General features: G+C 42.2%; 21 protein-coding genes and 1 tRNA gene. 7 read left to right on the top strand and 15 right to left on the bottom strand.

Features of this window, described 5'->3' with window-relative positions; all coding sequences use genetic code 11:
* Positions 1 to 93: 93 nt before the first annotated feature.
* The 11 genes from SWH54_08435 to rsmB all read right to left on the bottom strand — a co-directional run bounded on the left by SWH54_08435 (position 94) and on the right by rsmB (position 11,816).
* Positions 94 to 1,692, bottom strand: a complete 1,599-nt coding sequence (locus SWH54_08435) for a Gfo/Idh/MocA family oxidoreductase (GenBank protein MDY6791280.1) — start codon at positions 1,690 to 1,692, stop codon at positions 94 to 96.
* A gap of 208 nt (positions 1,693 to 1,900) precedes the next feature.
* Positions 1,901 to 3,268: a hypothetical protein gene (locus SWH54_08440; protein ID MDY6791281.1), complete on the bottom strand. Its 1,368-nt coding sequence runs from the start codon at positions 3,266 to 3,268 to the stop codon at positions 1,901 to 1,903.
* 518 nt (positions 3,269 to 3,786) lie between these two features.
* The gene (locus SWH54_08445) at positions 3,787 to 4,326 is read right to left on the bottom strand and encodes an ABC transporter ATP-binding protein (protein MDY6791282.1); all 540 of its coding nucleotides are present in this window, start codon (positions 4,324 to 4,326) and stop codon (positions 3,787 to 3,789) included.
* Positions 4,320 to 4,469, bottom strand: coding sequence for a hypothetical protein (locus SWH54_08450; GenBank protein MDY6791283.1), 150 nt, complete (start codon positions 4,467 to 4,469; stop codon positions 4,320 to 4,322). Before SWH54_08450 ends, SWH54_08445 begins: the two co-directional genes overlap by 7 nt.
* Positions 4,470 to 4,556: 87 nt before the next feature.
* Positions 4,557 to 5,780, bottom strand: a complete 1,224-nt coding sequence (locus SWH54_08455; protein MDY6791284.1) for an FtsX-like permease family protein — start codon at positions 5,778 to 5,780, stop codon at positions 4,557 to 4,559.
* Positions 5,781 to 5,898: 118 nt separating this feature from the next.
* Positions 5,899 to 7,137 (bottom strand): FtsX-like permease family protein, encoded by a 1,239-nt coding sequence (locus SWH54_08460; protein ID MDY6791285.1) that lies wholly within the window; start codon positions 7,135 to 7,137, stop codon positions 5,899 to 5,901.
* A 6-nt stretch (positions 7,138 to 7,143) separates the two neighbouring features.
* Entirely contained in the window at positions 7,144 to 7,905 is a 762-nt protein-coding gene (locus tag SWH54_08465; protein ID MDY6791286.1) for an outer membrane lipoprotein-sorting protein, read from the bottom strand.
* Between the two features lie 103 nt (positions 7,906 to 8,008).
* Positions 8,009 to 8,464, bottom strand: coding sequence for a type II 3-dehydroquinate dehydratase (gene aroQ / locus SWH54_08470; GenBank protein ID MDY6791287.1), 456 nt, complete (start codon positions 8,462 to 8,464; stop codon positions 8,009 to 8,011).
* Between the two features lie 73 nt (positions 8,465 to 8,537).
* Entirely contained in the window at positions 8,538 to 9,194 is a 657-nt protein-coding gene (rpe, locus tag SWH54_08475; GenBank protein ID MDY6791288.1) for a ribulose-phosphate 3-epimerase, read from the bottom strand.
* Between the two features lie 142 nt (positions 9,195 to 9,336).
* Positions 9,337 to 10,311, bottom strand: a complete 975-nt coding sequence (locus tag SWH54_08480) for a PASTA domain-containing protein (GenBank protein MDY6791289.1) — start codon at positions 10,309 to 10,311, stop codon at positions 9,337 to 9,339.
* Positions 10,312 to 10,364: 53 nt separating this feature from the next.
* Positions 10,365 to 11,816, bottom strand: coding sequence for a 16S rRNA (cytosine(967)-C(5))-methyltransferase RsmB (gene rsmB / locus SWH54_08485; protein MDY6791290.1), 1,452 nt, complete (start codon positions 11,814 to 11,816; stop codon positions 10,365 to 10,367).
* A 471-nt stretch (positions 11,817 to 12,287) separates the two neighbouring features.
* Between rsmB and SWH54_08490 the strand changes: the two genes are divergently transcribed.
* Positions 12,288 to 13,688, top strand: a complete 1,401-nt coding sequence (locus SWH54_08490) for a serine hydrolase (GenBank protein MDY6791291.1) — start codon at positions 12,288 to 12,290, stop codon at positions 13,686 to 13,688.
* A 387-nt stretch (positions 13,689 to 14,075) separates the two neighbouring features.
* Positions 14,076 to 14,537, top strand: a complete 462-nt coding sequence (locus SWH54_08495; protein ID MDY6791292.1) for a universal stress protein — start codon at positions 14,076 to 14,078, stop codon at positions 14,535 to 14,537.
* 118 nt (positions 14,538 to 14,655) lie between these two features.
* Here the strand turns inward: SWH54_08495 and fmt are convergent, their stop codons facing one another.
* From fmt to SWH54_08515, 4 genes are all read right to left on the bottom strand, one after another.
* A complete protein-coding gene (gene fmt, locus SWH54_08500; protein ID MDY6791293.1) occupies positions 14,656 to 15,570 on the bottom strand; it encodes a methionyl-tRNA formyltransferase in 915 nt (304 codons plus the stop codon).
* Between the two features lie 23 nt (positions 15,571 to 15,593).
* Positions 15,594 to 16,103: a peptide deformylase gene (gene def, locus SWH54_08505; protein ID MDY6791294.1), complete on the bottom strand. Its 510-nt coding sequence runs from the start codon at positions 16,101 to 16,103 to the stop codon at positions 15,594 to 15,596.
* A 23-nt stretch (positions 16,104 to 16,126) separates the two neighbouring features.
* A complete protein-coding gene (locus SWH54_08510; protein MDY6791295.1) occupies positions 16,127 to 17,209 on the bottom strand; it encodes a lysylphosphatidylglycerol synthase transmembrane domain-containing protein in 1,083 nt (360 codons plus the stop codon).
* 111 nt (positions 17,210 to 17,320) lie between these two features.
* Positions 17,321 to 18,253, bottom strand: coding sequence for a bifunctional riboflavin kinase/FAD synthetase (locus tag SWH54_08515; protein MDY6791296.1), 933 nt, complete (start codon positions 18,251 to 18,253; stop codon positions 17,321 to 17,323).
* A 133-nt stretch (positions 18,254 to 18,386) separates the two neighbouring features.
* Here SWH54_08515 and SWH54_08520 point away from each other — a divergent pair.
* From SWH54_08520 to SWH54_08540, 5 genes are all read left to right on the top strand, one after another.
* A tRNA-Leu gene (locus SWH54_08520) sits at positions 18,387 to 18,473 on the top strand.
* Between the two features lie 159 nt (positions 18,474 to 18,632).
* Positions 18,633 to 19,388 (top strand): TerB family tellurite resistance protein, encoded by a 756-nt coding sequence (locus SWH54_08525; GenBank protein MDY6791297.1) that lies wholly within the window; start codon positions 18,633 to 18,635, stop codon positions 19,386 to 19,388.
* Positions 19,389 to 19,530: 142 nt separating this feature from the next.
* Complete coding sequence (locus SWH54_08530; protein MDY6791298.1) at positions 19,531 to 21,396, top strand: RiPP maturation radical SAM C-methyltransferase; 1,866 nt, start codon at positions 19,531 to 19,533, stop codon at positions 21,394 to 21,396.
* A gap of 173 nt (positions 21,397 to 21,569) precedes the next feature.
* A complete protein-coding gene (locus SWH54_08535; GenBank protein ID MDY6791299.1) occupies positions 21,570 to 22,412 on the top strand; it encodes an MBL fold metallo-hydrolase in 843 nt (280 codons plus the stop codon).
* Positions 22,413 to 22,719: 307 nt separating this feature from the next.
* On the top strand, positions 22,720 to 24,048 hold the full coding sequence (locus SWH54_08540) for a PAS domain-containing protein (GenBank protein MDY6791300.1): 1,329 nt from the start codon (positions 22,720 to 22,722) through the stop codon (positions 24,046 to 24,048).
* The last annotated feature ends 172 nt before the right edge of the window (positions 24,049 to 24,220 follow it).

Raw genomic sequence — 24,220 nt, forward strand, 5'->3', positions numbered from 1 at the left:
TCATCAGTATCCAGTTTAAATCCTAATGGATTCAGTTGATTTAATTACTTAAAAGCTTGGTTTACATATGTTTTATACAAGGGCTATCAGTTATTAAAGTGCTTTAATACTCTTTTCAGTCTGCTGATATTTAGCTCCACAGGAAGTACATTCCAGATTGTCTGATAGCCTCTCTCCACATTTACACATCCAGCCGACATGTTTTGCGGGATTACCAAATACCAGGGCGTGATTGGGAACACTTTTTGTTACGACAGAACCCGCGCCAATAAAAGAATAAGAACCAAGCGTGACACCACATATAATTGTGGCATTGGCACCGATTGTAGTACCTTTTTTCACCAGAGTCGGCAGGGCTCTATCCATTTTAGGGATTTCAGCTCTGGGGTTATAGACATTGGTAAAGACCATGGAAGGGCCGCAGAAAACACCGTCTTCAAGAGTTGTGCCTTTATAAATGCTCACATTGTTTTGTATCTTGCATTTATCGCCTATGTTTACATCGGGTCCGATAACTACGTTTTGACCAATGTTACAACTATTACCAATTTTCGATCCAGACAGCACATGGGAAAAATGCCATATTTTAGAGTTTGATCCAATCATGCAACCTTCATCAATGATGGCAGTTTGGTGGACAAAATGGGCTTTATCAGAAATTGGTAAATGTTCAGATTCAACTGATAAGCGTTTATCATCAAAAGAAAACGAGACTTTGCAGCCATGATTATCTAAAGAGCGCTGACCGGCCTTTAGTATTTTAAGCACCTTTAAACCTTCACTGCCGTTTGTTTGAGGTTTTGTTCCATGGGAAATACAGGAAAGGAAATGTACACATTCTGCACGCAGGGGTTCGTTTTCCGGGATATCGAATCTTTCTGCATCGGCTTTGGTCGGCACAGGCATGCTATTTTGCCATTTGATCTCATGGGGATAGAGAAGAAGTTTGTCAGGCCAGTTGCGGGTGTCATCGAAAACCGCCATTTTTTTATCACCCACCACGACCAGTTTTTGTTCTTTGAAGGGGTGAAGCCAGGAAACGAAGATATGGGCCCTAAGGCCGGATGGAAATTCAAGATGAGTGGTGGTCACATCAGCAATTTTTTTGTGAAGATAGTTTCCTCCGGTAGCAAAAACACTTTCAGGGTCTTCCCCTGCCAGTGAAAGAATCATGGAAATGTCGTGAGGGGCAAATGACCAGAGGATGTTTTCTTCTCGCCTGATTTTTCCTAGATTAAGCCTATGGGAATAAATATAATTAATACGGCCAAGTTCGCCACTTACAGCTAATTCTTTGAGGCGGACAAAAACAGGGTGATATTGGAGAAGGTGTCCAACCATAAGAATCAGATTCTTTTTTTCGGCCAGCAAAATAAGTTCCTCACCTTCTTTTTCTTGAAGTACCAGAGGCTTTTCCACATAGACGTGCTTTCCTGCCAGGAGTGCTTCACGTGCAAGGGTGAAGTGAGTTTCCGCCGGTGTGGCAATGACCACACCTTGAATATCCTCTTTGGACAATGCTTCATTTAATGCAAAACAAATGTCAACATTAGGGTATTGCTTTTTAAACTGTGAAAGGAGGGTTTCATCCTTATCACAGATCAGTTTCAGTGCTCCAAGTTTATGGTAGTTGCGGACAAGGTTTTTTCCCCAGTAACCTGAACCGATGATTGCGACTGATGGGTTGATCATAAAATCTGTTCCTTTTTACACTACTTTTAGGAAGGATTTATAGAACTAAACTTAAAGGTTTCGGCCTAATGAAGAATATTGAAGTTGTGCAATATTGTCGACATAAAATTTATAACTCTTTGCATCTATATGAAATTATATTAAAAATTTCTAAGAATGTCAAAGATAAATCGCAAAACATCGGTGATAAATAACGGTACTTTAGCATTTAAAAAAAATAGGCAAGACGCAAATAAGCGCTGTTTGGGGCTTGATATAGGTAGTCGGTTCCTGGCAGGTGAAAACCGCCGAATTCGGTTTCTGAAGAACCATAATATATATTTCCTCCCAATGTACATTGGAAGTCTTCAGTAACATCCCAGACAATACGAGGTTGAATGATTCCGGAAGGGTCGGCTGTATTGCATATCACCGTTAAATTGGCCTTGATCAGAGTATGTAATTCCATTTCGATTCCACCAGAAAGGTACTTCTTGCCTAAAACAAAGAGATCTCCGCGGGACAGGCGCTCGGTGATGCCCGGATCAGAAATGGCCCTTGAATAATTCTTGTCGCCGATGCCATTAAAATAAAACTCCATGAACCCGTAAAAGTTTTTTCCCCACCATACCCAGGAGTAATCCATGTTGGCGACAAGGGATAAGAAGTCATCCCTGCCTGTGTCATCATCCACAAACGTCCAAGTGGCATCCAGGCGCCAGGCTGCGTCCAGTAAATAACCGTTGCTGCCGATTCCGGCAACAACATCCTCATAATGATAGGCAGCCATAATGTCGAATTCAGCAGTTCTGACTGAAAAGTGCAGTTTTCCGCCAAAGGAGGACTCAGCCCCTTTGACATTTTGCGTGTCCTGATCTCGACGTGGCACCCAGAGCATCTGGATTTCACCGATTTTTTCGGGCGAAAACAGGGCAGTTAGCATATCGTCTCCAACTTTATAGTCGCGCTCAATATCGGTGGGAGCAAAGGGGTTAAACAGATCCATTGGATTAAAAATAAGGCCGTTACTCCAGGTCAAGGCCTGCCTGCCGATACGAATAGTGGCCCAGTCAGGTTGTAAGGTCAGGGAGAATCGATCCAGACGGTGATAAAGAATATATTTGTCATCTTCATCAATGATTTTGGTAAGGTCAAAGAAGCGGCGATCATCGTTTATGCCGCTGCCAGGTATCAAGCTGTGTTCCAACAGGTTTGGAAACAGTTCCGCAAGCTTATTTTGGGTGCGCATGGTATCGCCGCCATACAGAACGGCTTCATAATGGATGGTTGAATATAGCCAATCAGTTAAATACGTTTTGTTTTTTAGCCGGAAATCAGAGCTGCCGTCATAGTATGGGCCCGAGTTCGCCAAATAATAAATAGAATCATTATCCGGCCATGAGGCACTTCCAGCTATTTTGAACTGGCCACCCCACCGGGAGTCTATGTTTTCATACCATGATGTTAACTCAGGCGGAGAAGTTTCTGTTTTTTCAGGTGTGTATTGATTAAAAGAGTTCGCTGAATCTGCTGAGGCACCAATAGCTATATTCAACAGAGAAAACATAAGCAACCATCCGATCAGATGCATTTTCATGAATTTATTACACACTAATGTTATACCAAATGCCAAATGAATAATATTGGGGAAAATATAGGATCAATCACCAAAACACCACAGAGGGAAAGCGCCAAAGCCTACGATTAATCCGTACATTTTTGGAAAAAATCAGTGGGAAAGTATCACCACCTGATATAAATTACGGTGCTATTTAATTGATCGGGGGAGTTCCTTATCAATGGCCTTTTTGGTGAACCGTTTGAGATTTTATGATTGTTAGTAGTTCGTCCGGAGAAGCGCCCATTTGCCCGTATCAGCCTTAACAACAGTTTCGAGAAACCGGCGTTCGGTCCGCCTAGGCGGACTGAGATTGGATTTGAACCAGCCCCAAGGGACAGAATCCCACGGCAGCGTTAATCGTCTCTGCCTGTATGGATTTAACTGAGAAGATAGGGGGCGTGCACAGAGTGCCGGACTTATTTGTTAAGGCTGATACGGGCAAATGGGCGCTTCTCCGGACGAACTGAGTAGAGATTGAAAAACTCCCCGACCCCTCATTTAATTTTATCATCAACAATGCAACCGTCGCGGATAAGCACCAGCCGATGGGCATAATCCATGACCATCTTATCGTGAGTAGAGAATATAAATGTGATCTTTTTTTCTTGGTTCATTGTTTTCATCATTTCCAGCAGGCCGTTTCCTGTTTTTGAATCGAGGTTGGCAGTGGGTTCATCTGCCAGAACAATAGACGGGTTGGACACAATTGCGCGGGCCACAGCCACACGCTGCTGCTGTCCGCCGGAAAGCTCTGCCGGGCGACGGTTGTATTTGCCTTCCAGGCCGACATCATCCAAAATAGCCCTGGCACGTTTTCTTCTTTGGGTTGCCTGTATGCCCTGCAGCAACATTACAAACTCAACGTTTTCTATGGCGGAAAGGACCGGGATTAAATTATAAGACTGGAAGATAAATCCAACCTTGTGTAAACGAAGAAGCGCCAGTTGGGATTGGGTCATTTTCTCAAAAATATTTCCATCCACTTTTATATTGCCGCTGTCAGGTTGATCAAGGCCTCCGATTATATTCAGCAGGGTTGTCTTGCCGAACCTGAAGGTCCTGCAAGTGCCACAAAGTTTCCCTCATCAATGGAAAGGGTGACGCTTTTTAGCGCATGGACCTCAATTTTTCCCTGACGGTATGTTTTGAAAATATCTTTGCATTCTACAATACCCATAATGTTCCTTCCGTGTGATAATTACCCCTTGTGAGTTTTATGTTGCCCGTTGAAAAAGACATATATGGGCAACGGCCAGTATGTTCGTCATGTTTGCGCCAAAGCTTCCACCGGTGTAAACTTGGCTGCTTTGAATGCCGGATAAAGGCTGACCAGAAGACCAAGTATAACGACTACCAGGTTGGATAAGAGTACATCTTTTAGATGAACCGAAGGAAAAATTATTTTGGAAATTCCGGCAAATTCCGCACCCTCTGCAAAGGCAGAAAGATCTATGCCGCTTTCTGACAAGGCAAACACACATAAAAGGGCCATCAGGTTTCCAATGATCATGCCCATGATAAGAAGGATAAATGATTCTGAGAGCACATCTCTAATAATCCACCATGGCTTCATTCCAAGTGCCTTGAGCAGGCCGAATTCCCTCATCCTCTCAAATACCGCCATTAAAGTGGTGTTAACAATACCGAAACCCATGGCGATAAAAACAACCAAAGACCAAATGAAGATGAATCCGTCAAAAATGACCAGATAGGCGTTGATGATGGGGAGAAGTTCCTGCCAGGTCTGTATTTGATACCCATCTGTTCCCAGTTCAGCTTTAAGCCCGGCCGTTATTTGAGCAGCATCTATGTGATCAGGCAAAGTAATAGACACCTCTGAAATACCTTTTTTTAATTTTAGCATCTGTCTGGCGGTATCGATATTAACAAAAGCGAACTGTTTTTCTGTGGCCTGTAACTGAGATTGGTAGGTTCCGATGATACGAAATGCTTTTGAAGCAATGTTGCCGTCCTTATCCTGGGACATAACAATAAGTTTACGACCGAGTTTTGTTTCAAATTTAACCAAAAGGGCTTGTCCCACAATAATGCCTTGTTTGTCTTCAGCTTCTAGATAGCGGTCCTGGTTTATTGCGTGTCCGATAAAAGAGGTTTTGGCTTCTGCCGCAGGATTGATCCCGACCAGGGTGATACCACCCGTATGTCTGGCATTCCCCACAATGGCATTAACCCGTATTCTGGCGGCCCGGTTGGCACCGGTTGGAAGAACTTTGTTGAGCGCCGTTTCAAGGGTTTGGGTATCATACATACTGTTTTCGATCACCGGGTCGTTCCGATAATCTTTATGATGGATTTGAAGATGCCCGGTAAGCGTGGAGATGGAGTTTTTGATCATATCAACTTCCATCCCTCGCATGAGCGTGTTTAAAAAAACCATGCTCCAGACACCGATAATAATGGCAGTCATGATGACTGCTGTCCGTCTTGGGTTGCGCCATATATTTCGCCAGGCTAGCTGGAAATACATAAACCACCTTCAATTTTATTAAGTTTAAAGTGATCCAATATTTTCTATATAAAACAGTAAATTATATTTAATTTGAACGAACCACACTTTCTAAAAGTTGTGAAAAAAGTTATCGTACTTACACATGAGTCATGGCTTCAACCGGACGAAGGCTTCGAATCTTGAAAGCCGGGTACAGGGCAGCCAGAAATGTAATCATAAATACGATGGCTGGACCGCTGAGTGCTGAAAGCAGGGACAATCTGGGAAAGATTCGCCCTGAAATGCCATACTGAACTAAAATGTCCGATGCACCGGAAATATCGATTCCGTGCCCCTGGAAATATAAGGTGATGAGACACCCGCCGAAGATGCCTGCCATGATGCCGATCATGGTCATGCTCATCGATTCTAGCAAAAGGAGTTTGGTCAGCCTGCCGGGGGTTATCCCGATCGCTTTGAGCACGCCGAACTCTCTGGTTCGTTCAAATATAACCATCAGGAAAGTGTTCAGGATGCTAAATGCCACCACCAGGATCAATAAAAAATAAAAAATAATTCCACTGACAAGATCAAGTTGTATGCTTTGAACCAAACCTGGTGTAAGTTCTTTCCAATCAAGCACGACCAGAGGAGATTTCGGGCTAATTTTGTTTATTTCCTTATTAACAAAGGATTTAATTTCATCGACCGTTTTTAAGGAGTTTGCTGTCACAATCACTTCATGTACAGCGCCATGCATGCCATATACATCCTGAAAGTATTTCAACGGCATATGAATGGAACTGCGATCAAGATCGTCTATTCCGGAAGAGTAAATACCCTTTACCTTAGCCACAGTGGCTGCAACAGAGCCATCGAGTCCCTGACCGAGCAAGGTGACTTCATCCTGAATATCAATTTTTAAATTTTCTGCCAGCAGATGTCCCAATAATACCTGATCCGTGTCATCTTTGCTCAGATACCTTCCCTTTCGTATCAAGGACTTTAAGGTGGATACTTTTGCCTCCTTATCCGGGTCGATTCCGCTGACGATGCCGCCATAGGTTCGTTTTTTGGAGGATACCAGGGAGAAGGCATTGGCTCGGTGAGTATACGCTTCCACACTTTGTATTTGATCCAATATTTTAGCCACTGCATCCGGATCCGGCACGACCAGACGAATACTTTTTTTTTCATGGTACCCCATAGATTGAACCTGCAGATGGCCGGTGTGTATTTTTACCGATGAATTGATCATGGTTTCATAGGAACCGAACTGAAAGGAGAGCATAAAAACCAGAAGCAGGCAGGCAAATGCAATGGCAGCTATGGTCAGAACAGTGCGTCGGGGATTGCGCCAGATATTGCGCCAGGCCATTTTTACATCTATGGACATTGCTTTCTATCTCCTGGGGTTTTTCAGGTTGGATATGGTAAAAAGGGTGTTCTTTAGATTTTCTTTAAAAGAGAGTTTTTTATAGTTCAATTCGGTATACTCATCTGTGACTTCGGCTTTTTGCATCCGCCATACCTTGGGAAACATTTTCCCACCCAGCATCTGTATCTGTAAGGTGGTCATGTGCTTAACCAGTTTTAAGTCTTCGTCATAAAACTCCTGGGCGAGAAACACATGATCCTCTCTAATCTTAAGTTTTTGCATCCCCCATACCACCGGTGCGTCGGGCTTGGGTACCGATTTAATAAGGTAGACCGTTTTCCCGTCATGAATCTGTGTGCCGGTAATGGTATGGTTGTAATCATCGATGAGGCTATCGGTTTTGGAAAGATCATTATTGGAAAAGTCCGATCCCATCCAGGGCTGGGACATCATTGACGGGGGAAGTTTGATGACACGGTTAACCTTGGGATTATACATCCACATTTCTTTTCCCCTTTTAAGCGTGCCGTTGTCCTTATCTTTTGCCGGAGCAACTATTCGGAAAAGGCTGTTTTTGAGTCCCTTTGTCCATGCTTCAATGGTCATTTTTCTTTCCCAATTGGGGCGATGAATGGTCATATCTACCACGGAAATTGAAGATTTGCCCCGCATATAATCAAAACCTTGTTTAACTATAGTGCGGGCATCCTTAGCAGGCGAGTCTATGCACAGACAAACAACAATAAATAATGCTAACGCTATGGTTAAAATTACCTTGTTAATCATAACAGACTCCTTGGGGTATTCGACTGGTTTACCATATTTATGAGAAAAAGTATTTCTAATACAACGGTGCCAAAGCGACAGCCAACAGAGCACTTTTTAATCATTACAACTGAATCATTCTGATTATGGCTTCAAGCGCCATGTTGTAGCCATATGCCCCGAAGCCTGCAATGATAGAGGTTGAAACATCGGAGATCATGGATGTGTGCCGAAACGGTTCTCTGTTATAAATATTGGATAGGTGAACTTCGATGATCGGTATGTCGAGCAATAAAAGTGCGTCACGGATGGCTATGCTAGTGTGGGTAAAGGCCGCTGGGTTAATGATCAGACCGCTATTTTTTCCGGCTGCCTGCTGTATTTTTTCAACAATCGCCCCTTCATGATTCGATTGAAAAGTTTCCACCACAATGCCGGAGGTTTCTCCCAGTTTTTCTAAATCCGCGTTAATCTCTTTAAGTGTTGATTTTCCGTATATATCCGTTTCCCTTATCCCCAGCATATTCAAATTGGGGCCATGGACCACCAGGACTTTGGGTCGGCCTTTGGCTTTATCCATTTTAATGACTTCTCCATCTTTATTTATTTACTTCTGCCTTCTGCCTTTCATTTGCGCTTTCGGCTTATTATATTTACTTCCCTATTTTATTTCGATAACTGTCTATGGTCTTTTTGTAGTCCGGGCTACCGAAAATAGCCGATCCTGACACAAACACATCGACACCGGCTTCAGAAATTGCAGCGATTGTATTTTCATTTACTCCTCCGTCAATCTGGATAAGGGTGGAAAGTCCTCTTTGCTGAATCAGCTTACGAAGGGCTCTTATTTTATCAAGACTGTTTTCAATAAAAGTCTGCCCGCCGAATCCGGGATTTACACTCATAATAACCACGTAGTCCAAATATTCCAGCACCCATTCTATGGAAGAAAGAGGCGTGGAGGGATTTAAAACCGCACCTGCCAGTGCTTTGAATTCCTTAATAAATTGAATAGACCGGTTTAAATGCTTGCCGGATTCTACCTGGACTGCAATATATGTTGCTCCTGCTTTGGCAAAATCCGGTATGTAGTTATCCGGATTTTCAATCATAAGGTGAACGTCGATGGGAAGAGAGGTCACCGTTTTGACGGCTTTAACCACAATGGGTCCCATGGTAATATTTGGCACAAAATGTCCGTCCATTACATCCACATGTATCCAGTCGGCGCCTGCATTTTCAACGGCTTTTACCTCTTCACCGAGCTTTGAAAAGTCAGCAGACAAAATTGATGGTGCAATAAGTTTCATGGTCGTATCTCCTGTTCATTTCGTTTTTTGGTAACTGTTTACAGCTGTCGGTTCACAGTTTATACAACGATTGAAAAGTTTTGGATATTGTACTGATTTTTTATATTAATTTTTTCAAACCGCAAACGGTTAGCAATAATGTTTATTCAATGACTTGGATTTTTACCAGTTCATCGTCTTCATAAACCAGGAGTGTTGCGCCCCTTTTATTTGGCACAGGGAGCCAGATTTCTTCACCCGGTTTTACAAATTCATTAAAAAGATCATCTGAAAAGGTAGATCCTTTCAAAAATACACGAATATGTCTTTTTAAAAAACCATTGGTGGTTCTGTATCGAAAAAAATTTCCATTTGTGGTATCGGCTAAATACGCTGAAGTTTGTTTACCCGGGATTCTGTTTAATACAAAATTAACCAAGCGACCTTCAAGCACCAGAGATCCTGCCAGAGGATCCTGTTCGGCAATCGTATCTTTCGGTTTATCTTCAAAAAACAAATATTTTATTTCTCCCACAATCAAATTTCTTTTTTCAATCAAACGGATGGCATGATCAAGAGTCATGCCATTTAAGACCGGCATTTTATATGCTCTGGGCCGAATTCCAAGACTGAGCAGGAGGTTTACCGATCCGTTCCTGGCGATTTGAACACCAGGTGATGGAACCTGGGCGATAATATAGTCTTTGTCAAACCTACTGCTGTAAGTCACCGCCTGTTCACCAAGGCTTAATCCGTTTTCTTCGATAATTATTCGTGCCTGGCGAAAAGAGAGGCTCTGAAGGTTGGGCATTAAAATATTTTTAGTTCCTTTGGAAATGACTATTTTAATATCGCGTCCTTTTTTTATTTCTACGCTTGGTTCAGGCTGCTGAAAAATGATGTGATTTTTTGGGATATCTTCGCTGTATTCAAATCCCTTAACTTTGGTGTTTAGTCCCAGGTCGGTTAATATTTCAAGAACGTGGACAACTTCTTTTCCCATTAGATCAGGCACCACCACAATATCCTCACTTTTAATCAATAGTGTCAGGGTTAGATATGCGCTAATCCCGGCAAATAAAATAAAGGATAGTACCAAGGCTGCTATTTTTCCGATTGTTAACGCCTGATTTTTCATTAATTTTTACCGAATGTTAAAAGAATGTTCCTTTGGCCTGTTGAAAAGTATCACTAAACAGCTTTTTTCTGAAAACAGACTGCAAAAAAACCATCCATATTATTTTTATGCGGCAGGGTTTTCAGATACATGTCTTTTGATACTCCAAGATCATGACCATAAGATAGCATCGTGGAAATATTTTTAATATCAAATTCAGCATAGCTGCTTAAAAATTCTTCTACAACCTCTTCGTTTTCTTCGGGTTCCAAACTGCATACGGTGTATACCAGAATACCCGATGGTTTAACAAGGCTGGCGATGTTTTTAAGAAATATTAACTGTTTTTTTTTATAGCGGCTTAAATTTATTTTTGATGTTGCCCATTTGATATCCGGATTTCTTCTGATAACACCCATACCTGAACACGGAGCATCTAAAAGGATGCGGTCAAACAACTTAACCCCTTTTATGTCTAAAGGTTTTTCAAGATTACCGGTAAGGGGGGTCACAATAGAAATCCTCAGCCGTTTCATCTCGGGAACAAGTCGGGATAGTTTTCTTTCATCTTTATCAAGGGCAAAGATCGTGCCCTGATTTTTCATTATCTGGGCAATGTGCCCGGTTTTTCCCCCAAGACCGGCACATGCATCCAGAACCGTATCCCCCGGGTGGACGCCCAGTAAAAGGGTGACAAGCTGGGCGGCTTCATCCTGAACAACGAACCAGCCATCCTTAAAGCTTTTCATTTCAGGGATAGAGGAGTTCGGCTTAACAAGAGAAATACCATCAGGTGAATAGGCCGTGCGTTTAATTGTTACAACTTCTTTTTTAAGAGAGGCCAACAAATTACCTCGGGTCGTTTTGAGAGTGTTTGTTCGTATGGTAATGGGGGGAATGACATTGATCGCTTCACAAAGCTTGGCGGTCTCTTTGTCTCCGTAGCGAAGGATCCACCTTTTTATCAGCCATTTGGGAAATGAGTTATGAACGGCTATGGCAGATACAGGATCTTTTTCGGGGTCAGGGAAGGGGACCGTTTCAAATTTATTAACGGCATTTCGTAACATCGCATTTACAAATCCGATCACCCAGGGTGGAGCAAAAGATTTTGCCAGTTCAACAGATGTATTTACTGCAGCAGATACAGGTATCCTGGATAAATAAATAATCTGAAAAAGACCCATCCTGATAATATTTAATGCCTTTGGTTCGATTCTGGCTATCGGTATATTGGAAAGACAGTCTATGATATGATCCAACCTGCCTCGCCATCTGATCACACCGTAAACCAGGGCGTTTAAAAGTGACCGATCCTTTTTTGAAAGCAAATCCATCCGGTCGGAGAAAGCCTGCAGAATACTGTCCAGGGTTTTATTACCATGATCCAGGTCGTTTAAGATGTATAGAGCGGTTTTACGCGCATCAGGCAGATTTTTTTTATGTGGATGGCGAATACTGGACGACGGGTTTTGCTTCCTGGTTCTTCGGGGATGCTTAATATATGTTTTAAATTCATTTGTCATTGGATGATTAAATAATCGGGGCGCTTCTCCGAACGAACTGAGTAGAGATTGAAAAACTCCCCGACCCCTCGATTAAATAAAGGGGTTTTATGTTGTTTGTTCTAAAAATATTTCGTTTTAAACGATTAAAAAAATTCGCATATAACAGATGGTAAAGGAAAAACAGACTGATCGTATCATAGTTGCTTATGGCATTTATACGGCTTGGGTTCAAGATTTAATTAAACGGCCGGAGATAACGGCCGTAATTGATCCGAGGTGATTTCTGTACCATAAAAACAATTGGGATTAGAATACCGCATACCTGATTTTCACCAGGGGCGCATTTGGCTTAAAATCCGATAAAAACTGAAGAGATTAGATATAGTATGCCTGTCCACCGGTTATGAGGTTGCCTTTTTTAGTAAAACGGCTTAGGGTGGAAATGAATCAAAAAAATTATCAGGATATTTGAGGGTGAAAGGAGAGAGTATGAAAAAAGTCATATATGGTCTAGGTGCGGCCATGCTGCTTTTAATGGGATTCGCTATCTACTATCTGAACGGGGCGATGCCGATAGGAAGCGGCTATTCAGCCAAATATGTCTGCTCACAGGTGTTTTTGGCAGGGAGGGACCCGGATCATGTTTTTGAAAACGATGTGCAACCCACCAACCCTTTGTTTCTGTTATTTTCCAATGAAGTTGATTACAGTAAGAAAACAGTTACTTCCAAGGGCCTGGGGTTTTGGCATCCGAGGACAGCGGTATACCGGGAGGGGTTTGGCTGCACACTCGAGATTGATGTCAGCCGGGAAGAATTGATGAAACAGGCGAAAGGAGCTATCCCGCAATCGAAACCGGATATGAAACAAAACTGGCCTACAGGTGAACGAGTGGATTTGTCTTCTCTGCCGCCGGAGGTGGATCGCAAACAGTTATATCGGGTTGTTGAAGAGGCTTTTACCGAGCCGTCCGAAACCAGTCAACGAAATACGCAGGCCGTTGTTATTGTATATAAGGATCGTATCATTGCAGAAAAATATGAAAAACAATTTTCCCCTTTCATACCCATGCTGGGTTGGTCGATGTCTAAAAGTGTGACCAGTGCTTTGGTGGGACTATTGGTTAAAGAGGGAAAACTCAATATCAAAGAACCTGCCCCGGTGGCTTTATGGCAGCGTGGGGATGATCCCCGCAGTAAAATCACCTTGGATCAGTTGTTAAGGATGTCCAGTGGCTTGGAATTTGAAGAGGTATATGAACCGTTCAAAGATGTCACCTATATGCTTTATGACAGTAAAAGCATGGCAGATTATGCGGCCGCCAAACCATTGGAATGTGAACCTGATGAAAAATGGAACTATTCCGGCGGATCGGCCAATATCATTGCCCGTATCGTGAAAGACACGGTTGGCGGCACGCTGGTATCATTTAACAATTTTGCCAGGCAAAACCTGTTTGACCGCATCAACATGTATTCTGCTGTTATCGAGCCGGATGCCTCGGGATCGTTTGTGGGTTCAAGTTATATGTTTGCCACGGCACGGGACTGGGCACGCATCGGTCTGCTATATATAAACGATGGTGTCTGGGGCGATGATAGAATATTGCCGCAGGGATGGGTAACATACTCCACCACCCCCACGCCCAAGGCCCCCATGGGAGGATACGGGGCCCAGATCTGGTTGAATGCCGGTGAAAGGGGAAATCCCGCCAATAGAAAATATCCGCTGCTGCCGACCGACCTGTTTTATTTTGGCGGATTCAATGATCAGATCGTGGCAATTATTCCCTCGCGAGACGTTGTGGTCGTAAGGCTGGGAGTAACCCATGACGAGGAATCCTGGGATGTGGAAGTCTTCATCCGGGATGTGTTGAATTGTATTGGGTAAATATCCAGACTCTGCAGACTGGGATATTCATTCAATACTTAAGTGCGTGCTTTAATTTGTCCAGAGCCTCAAACGCTAATGGTGCAAAATAAGATTCCCCGACAGAATATACTGCGATGAAAACTCATATACTTGTCTGCCTCTGATAATCCTTTCTATAAGTGTTGGCTTTTTTCGTCCGGTTTGAGCAGGTATCCTCCTAATATGATGAGTCTTTACAACGGGCTTATAGTAGTTATCATATGAACAGGTTTAATTTTCAGGAATCAACCATGTTTTCGTTATGTCGCCAATGAACTTAAAAGAAAACAATCAGGTCCTGAATAGTTACAAAGGCTTTTATTCATTGAATCGTTCTCAAGCAATACCAGACAAAGGAGGTTTACCATGGATACCAACCAAACTGAAATAGAACTAAAAAAAGTACTTTGGCCCACAGATTTTTCAAGTAGTGCACAAAAGGCTTTGCCATATATTTCATCGCTGACCACGAAATACGGGGCGGAAATTCATGTACTGTATGTGATCGACGACGTCGCTCATCACCGATCATGGTATGGAGAATTTGACGAAGATCACATCAACAAATTAATGCAACGGACAAATGAATCGGCTAAAAGCCGCTTAGATCAGATTTGCGAAAAATATTTGCAAAGTTGCCCCCTGTACATTAAACACGTTGCTGTCGGTGACCCGGCGCAAGAGATTTTAAAAATGATTGAAAAAGAAGAGATCGACATGGTGGTGATGGCAAGCCGGGGAGAAAGAGGGCATTTTCGTTTTGGAAGTGTTTTTGAGAAAGTTTTAAAAAATTCAACGATACCAATTACGACGATTCCGGTAGGATAGGAAAAACCACTGGTTTCTAAAAAGCTGGATATTTGGTTTCATGTGGTCATGTCCGAGATGAGTTATGCCATCTTTAGCGGCCTAAAAAAGATCGTATGCGGGGAGCCTTTTCCCAATGCTAATGTAGAACAGTTCCGGGAGGCATTTGGCTTCCCATCAGAAAATCTTTAATTAAAAGACGCTTTCCTGAAGCCCCCTGGATTTCAATGACGGACAGTGCACCTTTTCCGGTTGCAATGCGCAGTTCATCAGGAAACCCTTTCAAAACAGTGCCCGGGGCTTCATTGACCTCAACGAAAATGGGTTTGGCAGAAAATATTTTAAGACGTTTGTCATCCTGAAAGGTAAATGCACCCGGCCATGGGGTCACCCCGCGGATAAAACAAGCGATCTGTTCGGCATTTTTTTTCCAGTCGATGCGGCCATCGCCTTTTGTTAGCAGGGGAGCATAAGTGGCGTCGGCATGGTCCTGGGCGGCGGGGTTGAGATTATTCATTTCAAAAGATTTTAAGGTCTTTAATAAAAGGTCGGCCCCTAAGACCGCAAGGCGGTCATGCAGGCTGGCGGACGTATCCAGTTTAGTAATTTTTTCTTTTGATGAAAGCAGAATGTCCCCGGTATCCATGCCTTCATCCATCAGCATGGTGGTGACGCCGGTTTCTTTTTCTTGGTTTATGATTGCCCATTGGATAGGCGCCGGCCCTCGATATTTAGGAAGAAGTGATGCGTGCAGGTTGATTGCCCCTGTTAGCGGAATCCCGAGAATATTTTTTGAGAGAATATGACCAAAAGCCACCACGATAAACATATCGGGTTTAAGCCCGGAAAGGGTATCAAAGAAGTCTTTATTTTTTAGCGAAATCGGCTGGATGACATCATATCCAAAGCGCTGTGCGGCTTCTTTGACCGGAGGAGAAACAACCTTTCGTCCCCGTCCTTTCGGCCTGTCCGGCTGGGAGACAACCAGGGATACATTGTAATCGTTTTTATGCAGAGCGGTTAGTGAGGGCACGGCAAAATCCGGTGTGCCCATAAATATCAGTTTGGGTTTATGCGTCACTTTTTTCTTAATTGTTTTTTTATACGTCTTTTATAAAGTTGCCTTTTCAGCGAGCTGATGCGCTCAATAAACAACATGCCGTTTAAATGATCTATTTCGTGTTGTAAAACGATTGCCAGGTATCCTTCGGCTTCAAATCGCAAAGGTTTTCCGTCACGATCAAAGCCTTCAACCAGGACTAAGGAAGAGCGCTTAACGTCCGATCTGAAATCAGGGACACTCAGACATCCTTCATTTTCTGAAATGATTTCCCCCTCTTGTTCGATAATTTTCGGATTTAACAGAACCTGAAGCGATTGCTTTACTTCTCCGGGAAGCCCATCATACACGATAATGCTTTTATCAAACCCAATCTGTATTGAAGCCAGACCGGCGCCTGGTGCGCTATACATGGTTTCAGCCATGTTATCGATGGTTTGCTGAATTTTGTCGTCAATATTTTCCACAGTTTTAGTGGGCTGACTCAAAAATTTGTCCGGATAGGTTAATACTTCAAGAATCGACATGGGGTATTTCCTTTTAATTTAATTCAATAGGTACGGTTTCTTTGCCTGTTATATGAAACACGGCGTATATCAACTCCGGTAATAAAGGCGGATATCAAACCCATCACAATAACGGGAAACATCTGAATGGCGTGATTGGCCAAAGTAAAACCTGCGGCCTCCTTTTCGGGGACACCAAAAAGAAGCATGGCAAAAACACCTCCTGCCTCCCAGAGCCCCCAGAAACCCGGGGCAGATGGAAGGGCAATGAAAAAGCAGACGATCAGCATGACAGAGGTTATTTGGGCAAATGATAAATTTATACCGGGACAACCGAGAGAAAATATATAATAGGTAAATGCAGCCAGCAGCCAGATTATTACAGAGAAAACAACACAGGTTAAGATTAACTTGGGGGATTTTATAATAGAAAAGCCGGAAGCAAAATTTTCTATGATGTTTACCACCGGTGCACAAACTTTATGTTGTATTTTCTTTTTAACAGAGGAGCTGAAAAAAAATAAAACAAAAGGTATCCCCATGGTAATCCGGTTGATGATTTTTCGCGTGGGGTCAAAACCGATAACTATAATCCCGACAAAAAGAAGAACACTTAACTTTATCATTCCCCTAAACACAGCTTCAAGAGTTTTGCTGTCTAAATTGTAATCGCCAAACTTAATGCTAAGATCGGGGTCTATGTTTGCTGTTGACAGAAAAAAAATAAAAAGAATGATAAGCACAAAAAGGTCGAATATTCGTTCCGCCAAGACCGTGGCAAGCCCGGTGGAAAAGGGAACATCGTGCTTTTTTTTTAAGATAACAGGCCTGGCCACTTCACCCACCCTTCCGGGAAGAAGACAATTGATCATGAACCCGATAATAAGAGGGTGATATGCGCTTAACAAACCAATTTTTTGGTTTGAGCTGAGAATAAGCTGCCATCTAACCGCCCGTAAAATAAAACCTGCAAACACAATCAAAGTCGACGGTAATACCCATAGATAGTTAATCGATTTCAAATAGGCCATCAGGTCGGCAAAGGGTACATTTCTAAAGGCAAAATAAAGCGCAATTAATGATAGTATTATTCCTAAAAAGAAGGAGACGCCGGTTTTTTTATTCATATTACGGGTTTGATGGTTCAAGGTTCACGATTACAGTTTGAGATTCAACAAAATAGAAACAACTCTGAATCTTGCCTGCCGTTCCAATGGCAGGCCTGAGTCTGTGAATGATTACGATAAAATTTTACGTGCTTTCTCAATATCCTGTCTGATTTGTGCTGAAAGCTCATTAATATTTTCAAATTTTATTTCATCTCTTATATGTGAGATGAAATTCACGCGGATATTTTGACCATATATATTTTCATCAAAACCTAAAATATGGACTTCAACTGTAAAGACATGGTCGTCAAATGTGGGGCTGTACCCAATATTGGCCACACCATGGTAGACAATATCTCTAAACTCGACGGTTACCGCATATACACCGGTTTTGGGACATAGTTCATCGTGCAGGTTGATGTTTGCAGTGGGAAATCCGAGAAGTCTGCCCCCCCGGTTGCGTCCGGTGGCAACCACTCCACGTATTTGATAGTAACGGCCCAGAAGTTTGGGAACCTCTTCCAGATGACCGGAAATGACAAGCTCGCGTATTTTAGTGCTGCTGATTCGGCCGGACGAGCCATTGGGTTCCTGAATCCAGTCTGCCAGGATGACCTGAAAATCAAAAAGTTCGGCAAAGGTTCTTAGATAATCAATATTTCCCTCCCGGTTTTTACCAAAGCCATAATCCTCACCAACCACAATGATGGTCATTCCAATCTGCCTGATTAGAATATCTTCCACAAATTCTCTTGCAGATAACGCGGCAAATTCAAGGGTAAATGGGACGCAAATTAAAACATCCAGGCCTGATTTTTCAATAAGCTCAACTTTCTGTTCATAAAGGGTAATAAGGGGTGGATGACTGTTTTTTTTAAGCACCTTGATTGGATGCGGTTCAAAAGTCATGGCAATGGACGTTCCGCCTATGATATCCGCTTTTTCAATGACTTCATGAAAAAGCGCCTGATGTCCGATGTGAACCCCATCGAAATTGCCGATGGTGATTACCGCTTTTTTAAAAGGCATTTTTATATCATCAAGGTTTTCAATAATTTTCATTTTTGTTTACTATATTCAACATAATAGCGAGATAAGACCATGCGACGATTAAATACTTGACATAAAAAACAAAAGAATATACTTAAATCATCCGTTTTAGTAAATCAATCTTTTTTAAAAGATTGACTGGTGTGCCGAAGTGGCGGAATTGGTAGACGCGCTAGGTTCAGGGTCTAGTGGGCGTATGCCTGTGCGAGTTCGAGTCTCGCCTTCGGCACCAAAAAAGATAAGCATAAAAAGCGCAATTTCAACATTGCGCTTTTTTTATGCGTCAAATCGGCATTGTTTTAAAAACGGTAATGTTTTAAATTGATTTTTGTAGATGAATTTACCATTATGATGAAACCGTTTTAACCATAGATGAAATAAGGAGATTCAAATGGGTTGGCTGGGAAAAATTGTTGGAGGCACCATAGGGTTTGCTTTGGGAGGGCCACTCGGCGCAATTGCAGGCGCTGCCTTTGGTCATACATTTGATAGAAAAAATGAAGGGCTGTACATCGGTGAGCAGACCCGTCTTTCAACAGGTGAAGAAGCACAGTTTACTTTTTTTATCGCTGCGTTTTCAATGCTGGCAAAGCTCGCCAAAGCAGATGGACATGTATCAGAAGAGGAAGTTGATACGGTGAATAAATTTATGCTGTATGATTTGAACCTTGATCCTGAAAGTAGAATGGCTGCAATGAATATTTTTAATGCGGCGATCGAATCTTCAGAGAGTTTTGATGATTTTGCCGCCCAGTTTTACAGTCAGTTTAGTGTTCAACCTCAGATGCTTGAACTCATGATAGATATTTTACTAAGAGTATCTATTGCGGATGGGACGATGAGTGAAAGTGAGGAGAGACAAATACGCTCTGCGGCGAGGATATTTCATTTCAGTGACGAAAGATATAACAAGCTGAAATCAAAATATGTTCAGGAGTTTGAAAAGTATTATGCCGTCCTGGGATGCGGGGAAAATGATACCGATGAACGTATAAAGAGCCGGTACAGAAAACTGGTCATGGAATATCATCCTGATAAAATCGTATCAAAGGGTCTACCGGAGGAGTTTACCAAGTTTGCCGAAGATAAATTTCGTGAAATTCAGGATGCATACGACCGTATTAGGAAAGAAAGGGGTATTAAGTAGCGACGGTCTCATAAAAAGTTATGTTTCACCACTGACTTCACAGAGAACACATAGAATAGCCTGTTTTATTAATTAGTTGTCTTTGTGAACTCTGTGCCCTCCGTGGTAAATTCGACTTTTTCCGAAACCATCCATTGGCAAAATGAATTCAACCCGACCATTAAAACGCGTGGTTCTCTTATCCACACCATGGTCTTTTTTCAGCAGACCATCCATTCAGCTGGGAACCCTCAAGTCCTATTTAAGGGTACAGTTTCCCAAACTCAAAGTAATCACCCATCACTTTTATTTACAGGTTGCGGAACGCATAGGATATAAACTGTATCACGCCATATCTGAAAGGACCTGGCTGGCCGAAACCGTTTATGCCGCTTTATTATACCCAGAACGATTCGAATCGATTGAAAAGCTTTTTATCAAAGAGGCCAAAGGCAAACCTTTATTACATGATGTTGATTTTAAGACTTTAACGAAGCGGGTGGCCAAAGTTACAGATGACTTTATTGATCAGGAAGACTGGGATAGGTTTGGGCTTGCAGGTTTTTCGGTTTGTCTATGCCAGCTTACGTCTGCTATTTATTTTATACGCCGCATAAAGAAAAGGTCTTCCAGTCTTCCAGTGGTGGTCGGCGGATCGATGTTCAGCGGAGTTTCAGCTAAAAATTTTGTAAAATTGTTTCCTGAAATAGATTTTATGGTTATTGGCGAAGGTGAACTTCCTTTGAGCCGGCTGGTGGGAAATTTAAAAAATTGGCAGAAGACAGGAGATTTCCCGCCCATACCCGGTACCATATCGGCCAAAGAACCGGACATGATAGAATCGCTCGGTTTCAGCCAGATAGAAGATTTGGCAAATCTCCCGGTTCCCGATTATGATGATTACTTTAACCTGCTCAAATCGTTCAAGCCGGACAAAACATTTTTTCCCACCCTATCAGCCGAGATTTCGCGCGGGTGCTGGTGGAAGGGGAAATCTGTCCACCGAGGAAGAAATTCGGGTTGTGCTTTTTGCAATCTCAACCTCCAATGGAAAGGATACCGGTCCAAAAATCCGGATCAGGTGGTTGCTGAGATTGATTACCTGACTGCAAAATATCAGAATTTATCAGTGGCATTTATGGATAACCTGGTTCCGGTGAACTCATCCTCAGAGATTTTTAACAAACTTGGCAAATTAAAAAAGGATTTTCATCTATTTTGTGAAATTCGAGCAACCACTCCCAGGCGTGTGCTGGAAAGCATGCAAAGGGCAGGGGTGCGGGAAGTTCAGGTGGGGATTGAGGCGCTTAGTACCCGGTTGCTTAAAAAAATAAATAAAGGAACTTCTGCCATACAGAACCTGGAGATCATGAAACACTGTGAAGAGCTCGGGATAGCCAATCATTCAAACCTGATACTGCATTTTCCGGGCAGTGACAGGGAGGATGTAAAAGAGACCCTGAAAAATCTGGAATTTGCCATCTATTTTCGCCCCATGAGGTTTGTTCACTTCTGGCTCGGGCTTAAAAGTCCGGTATGGCAAAATCCCAAAGATTTCGCCATAAAAGCGGTTTTCAATCATCCCAACTATACCACACTTTTTCCGCCTGATATATGCCGGCAGATGGTTTTTATGGTGCAGGCTTATCGAGGTGATCTTGGATATCAGAGAAGGCTATGGCAGCCGGTAAAACAGAGAATCCGAAAATGGAAAAAAGAGTACACTGAGATTCAAAAAGGCCCGGTGAAATCCCCCATCTTAAGCTACCGGGACGGAAAGGATTTTTTGATCATTCGTCAAAAACGTGTTTCAGCCGATCCGTTCACTCACCGCCTTGAAGGTCTGTCCAGAGATATTTATCTGTTTTGTGGGCATCATCGCTCCTTTAAAAGGATCTTACAACAATTTTCCCAATTATCCGAAGACAGACTTATCCCTTTCCTGAAAATGATGACAGACAAAAAATTGATGTTTGAGGAAAATGGAAAATACCTTAGTTTGGCTATTTCAGCATATAAAAAAAGTTAAAGCTTTAGGGGAGGCAAACTTTTTAATGGGCTTAACAACTTTTGATACAGCTTTTGTACTGAAAGCAAGATCACTTTTAAGGATATTTAATCTAGAACAGGAATTTGGCTTTTTAACAGTTTGGTAACTTTATCCTGTCAATTTCATATTTTCAAGGTGCGGAGGCCAAAACGATGAATGTACGTCTGACCACTCTATGCGATAACCTGGTTGGTTCTATTGGCTTTATTGGTGAATGGGGCTTTAGTATCCTGGTGGAGTGTGGAGAGGAAAAAATCCTGTTGGATACCGGCATGACGGGTTCCGTGGTGTACAATGCGGTTAATAACGGGATCGACCTGAACCAAATTACCCGTATCGTCATTAGTCACGGGCATTTAGATCATACCGGCGGGTTGAGGAATCTGCTTCAGGTTATGAGGAAAAATGTGGAAATTATCATTCATCCCGAAGCCTGGGCGAAAAAATATGCAACTCGACCCGAAACCACCGGCAGTCAGGTACATTTTATCGGCATTCCCTTTGTGAAAGCTGAATTGGAAAACCTGGGCGCTTCATTTACTCTGAGCCGGGAACCTGTATGGATCAATGACCACATCGTAACAACCGGTGAAGTGCCCATGAAGACCTCATTTGAATCCATTGATAATAATTTGTTTGTTAAGACTGAGGAAAAACTTAAACAGGACAAAGTCCTGGACGATCAAGCATTAATTATTAACACACTTAAAGGATTGATCGTAGTATTGGGGTGTGGCCATCATGGCATGATTAACACACTCATGCACGCCCAAGAAATTACCGGAGTAAAGAAAATTCTTGCGGTCCTGGGTGGAACACATCTCTTTCGATCCGATTCATACCAGATAAACCAAAGCATAGCAAAACTTCAAGAATTCAAAGTTGAGAAAATCGGTGTGTCTCATTGCACTGGAATGCCTGCGGCAATGGCTTTGATGAATCATTTCGGAAATCGTTTCTTTTTTAATCATGTCGGAAAAGTAACTGAGTTTTGACATGATAGTTGTTCCACTGTTGTCATTTCTTTCTTTACTCCGCACAATTTCACTTTTTCCCCGGGGGTAAACATTCTGGTTGTGCCTTTTGCAATCTCAATCCCCTATACCTAGGTACATTCTTCCATTCTCTGCTATTTGAATTATCCCTACTTGATTATTGGATGATTTTATGTTAATAATCTATAAAAATTACAGGAATTACAGTTAAATAAAAAAAATATAGGTGGAGAAAAGGGGAATACAACAAGGGTTTTGCTTCATTTGCAGTATTGGATTTCAGGACCAATAGGGGTTTTTAATAATAATGGAAGAAATACACGAATCGATACCGAAGGGAATTATTACCGAAGAGGAATTGTTTAACTTTGTGGAGGATTTTCCTGCTCTTTTGTGGCGTATCGATATCATTAAAAACAAGATAGAGTATTTAAACGGCTATAAGATTAAGGGGTTGGGGTCCAAATCGGGTCTCATTCTCCAGAATATTGATTTCAGCAAAAAAATTATACTTAAAGAAGATTTTCATCTTCTTGAAGGATTTATGCGAGCAGTGAGAAATGGAGAGACGGCTGTAACCATATTTCGAATTAAAAATCAGGATGACGCCATTACTTGGATCAAGGTGACCGGGACAGTCAATAAAAAAAATCCACGTTTTTATCTGGGGTTTATGCTGGACGTTTCCAATACCGTCGATATCGTTCAGGATACCTTAAAAAAAGAAGCAGATGCAGAAGCCATGATAGAGCTGGTAAATAATCCGGTCATTCTTATTGATCCCTATGATAAAAAGATATTGGCGCACAACATAGCTGCAAGAGATCTTTTTGGCTATCGGGCCGGTGAATTTTTAAAACTCAAATTTTCCGATCTTTATCATCACAGTATTGAATCGCGCATCAACAAGATTTATGAAGAAGTCATTTTTGATAAAAAATGGGAAGGCAAATTAACCCTTAAGCGCAAGAACAAATCCCCTTTCATTGGTGAGGTCGTTATGCGCAGCCTGTTTTTCCGGGGTTTTCGTGTATTTCGAGTGTCCGTAGACAACGTAAGCGTTGATGATGAGGCGAATAGAATGTTTAGTTTTACGTTGGGAAATGAGGTTAACTCCTCAGATACGGCTAAGCAAAGTTATATTAATCAACTGATGGGAAAAATTAGAGATGAAAGCGATATGTCCGTTATTCTGCAAATTATGTTAGATAACCAGTATGGACATATGAATTTTGATTCTATTATATATTCAGATATTTATGCAAGGAAAAACAGGGTGGTTGTTTATACCGCAGGCAAGGCTTTGTCTCCCATGAAGCAGGGGGAGGTCTTCCCCTATGAAGGGACCATTGCAGAGAATATCGATCGCTATAAACTGGACTATTTAATCGTGGAAGATACCTTTTCCAGCATCAAGGCCATTGACTGGGCCCTATTCATTCCCCATGGCCTGCGGTCCTATTTTGCCAAGCCTTTTTTTGATCGCAAGGTCATGCGAACGGTCCTTATACTTTGTTCGGAGCAACGTCATATGTTTTTCGATCAAAATGTGGCCGATTATGCGTTGTTGTATAAACCGTTTCTACTCGGATTGACCAATTGGCGAAAAGCAAAAAAAAACAAGAAATCTTCATAATTGTTTAAAAAGCCATCTTTCCTTTCTTCGTTATCCGTTCTGAACATAAAATCCATTAAATTTCATGAATGTCTAAAAACTTTCCATTTCGTCACTACGGCGCAAGTCGGAGCCAAAACCTTTTTAAATCATTGAATTCCGACCCTTTCGGCCATGACGTAAAGGGTTGTTT

It is taken from the genome of Thermodesulfobacteriota bacterium, from assembly GCA_034189135.1.
Classification (GTDB): Bacteria; Desulfobacterota; Desulfobacteria; order Desulfobacterales; family JAUWMJ01; genus JAUWMJ01.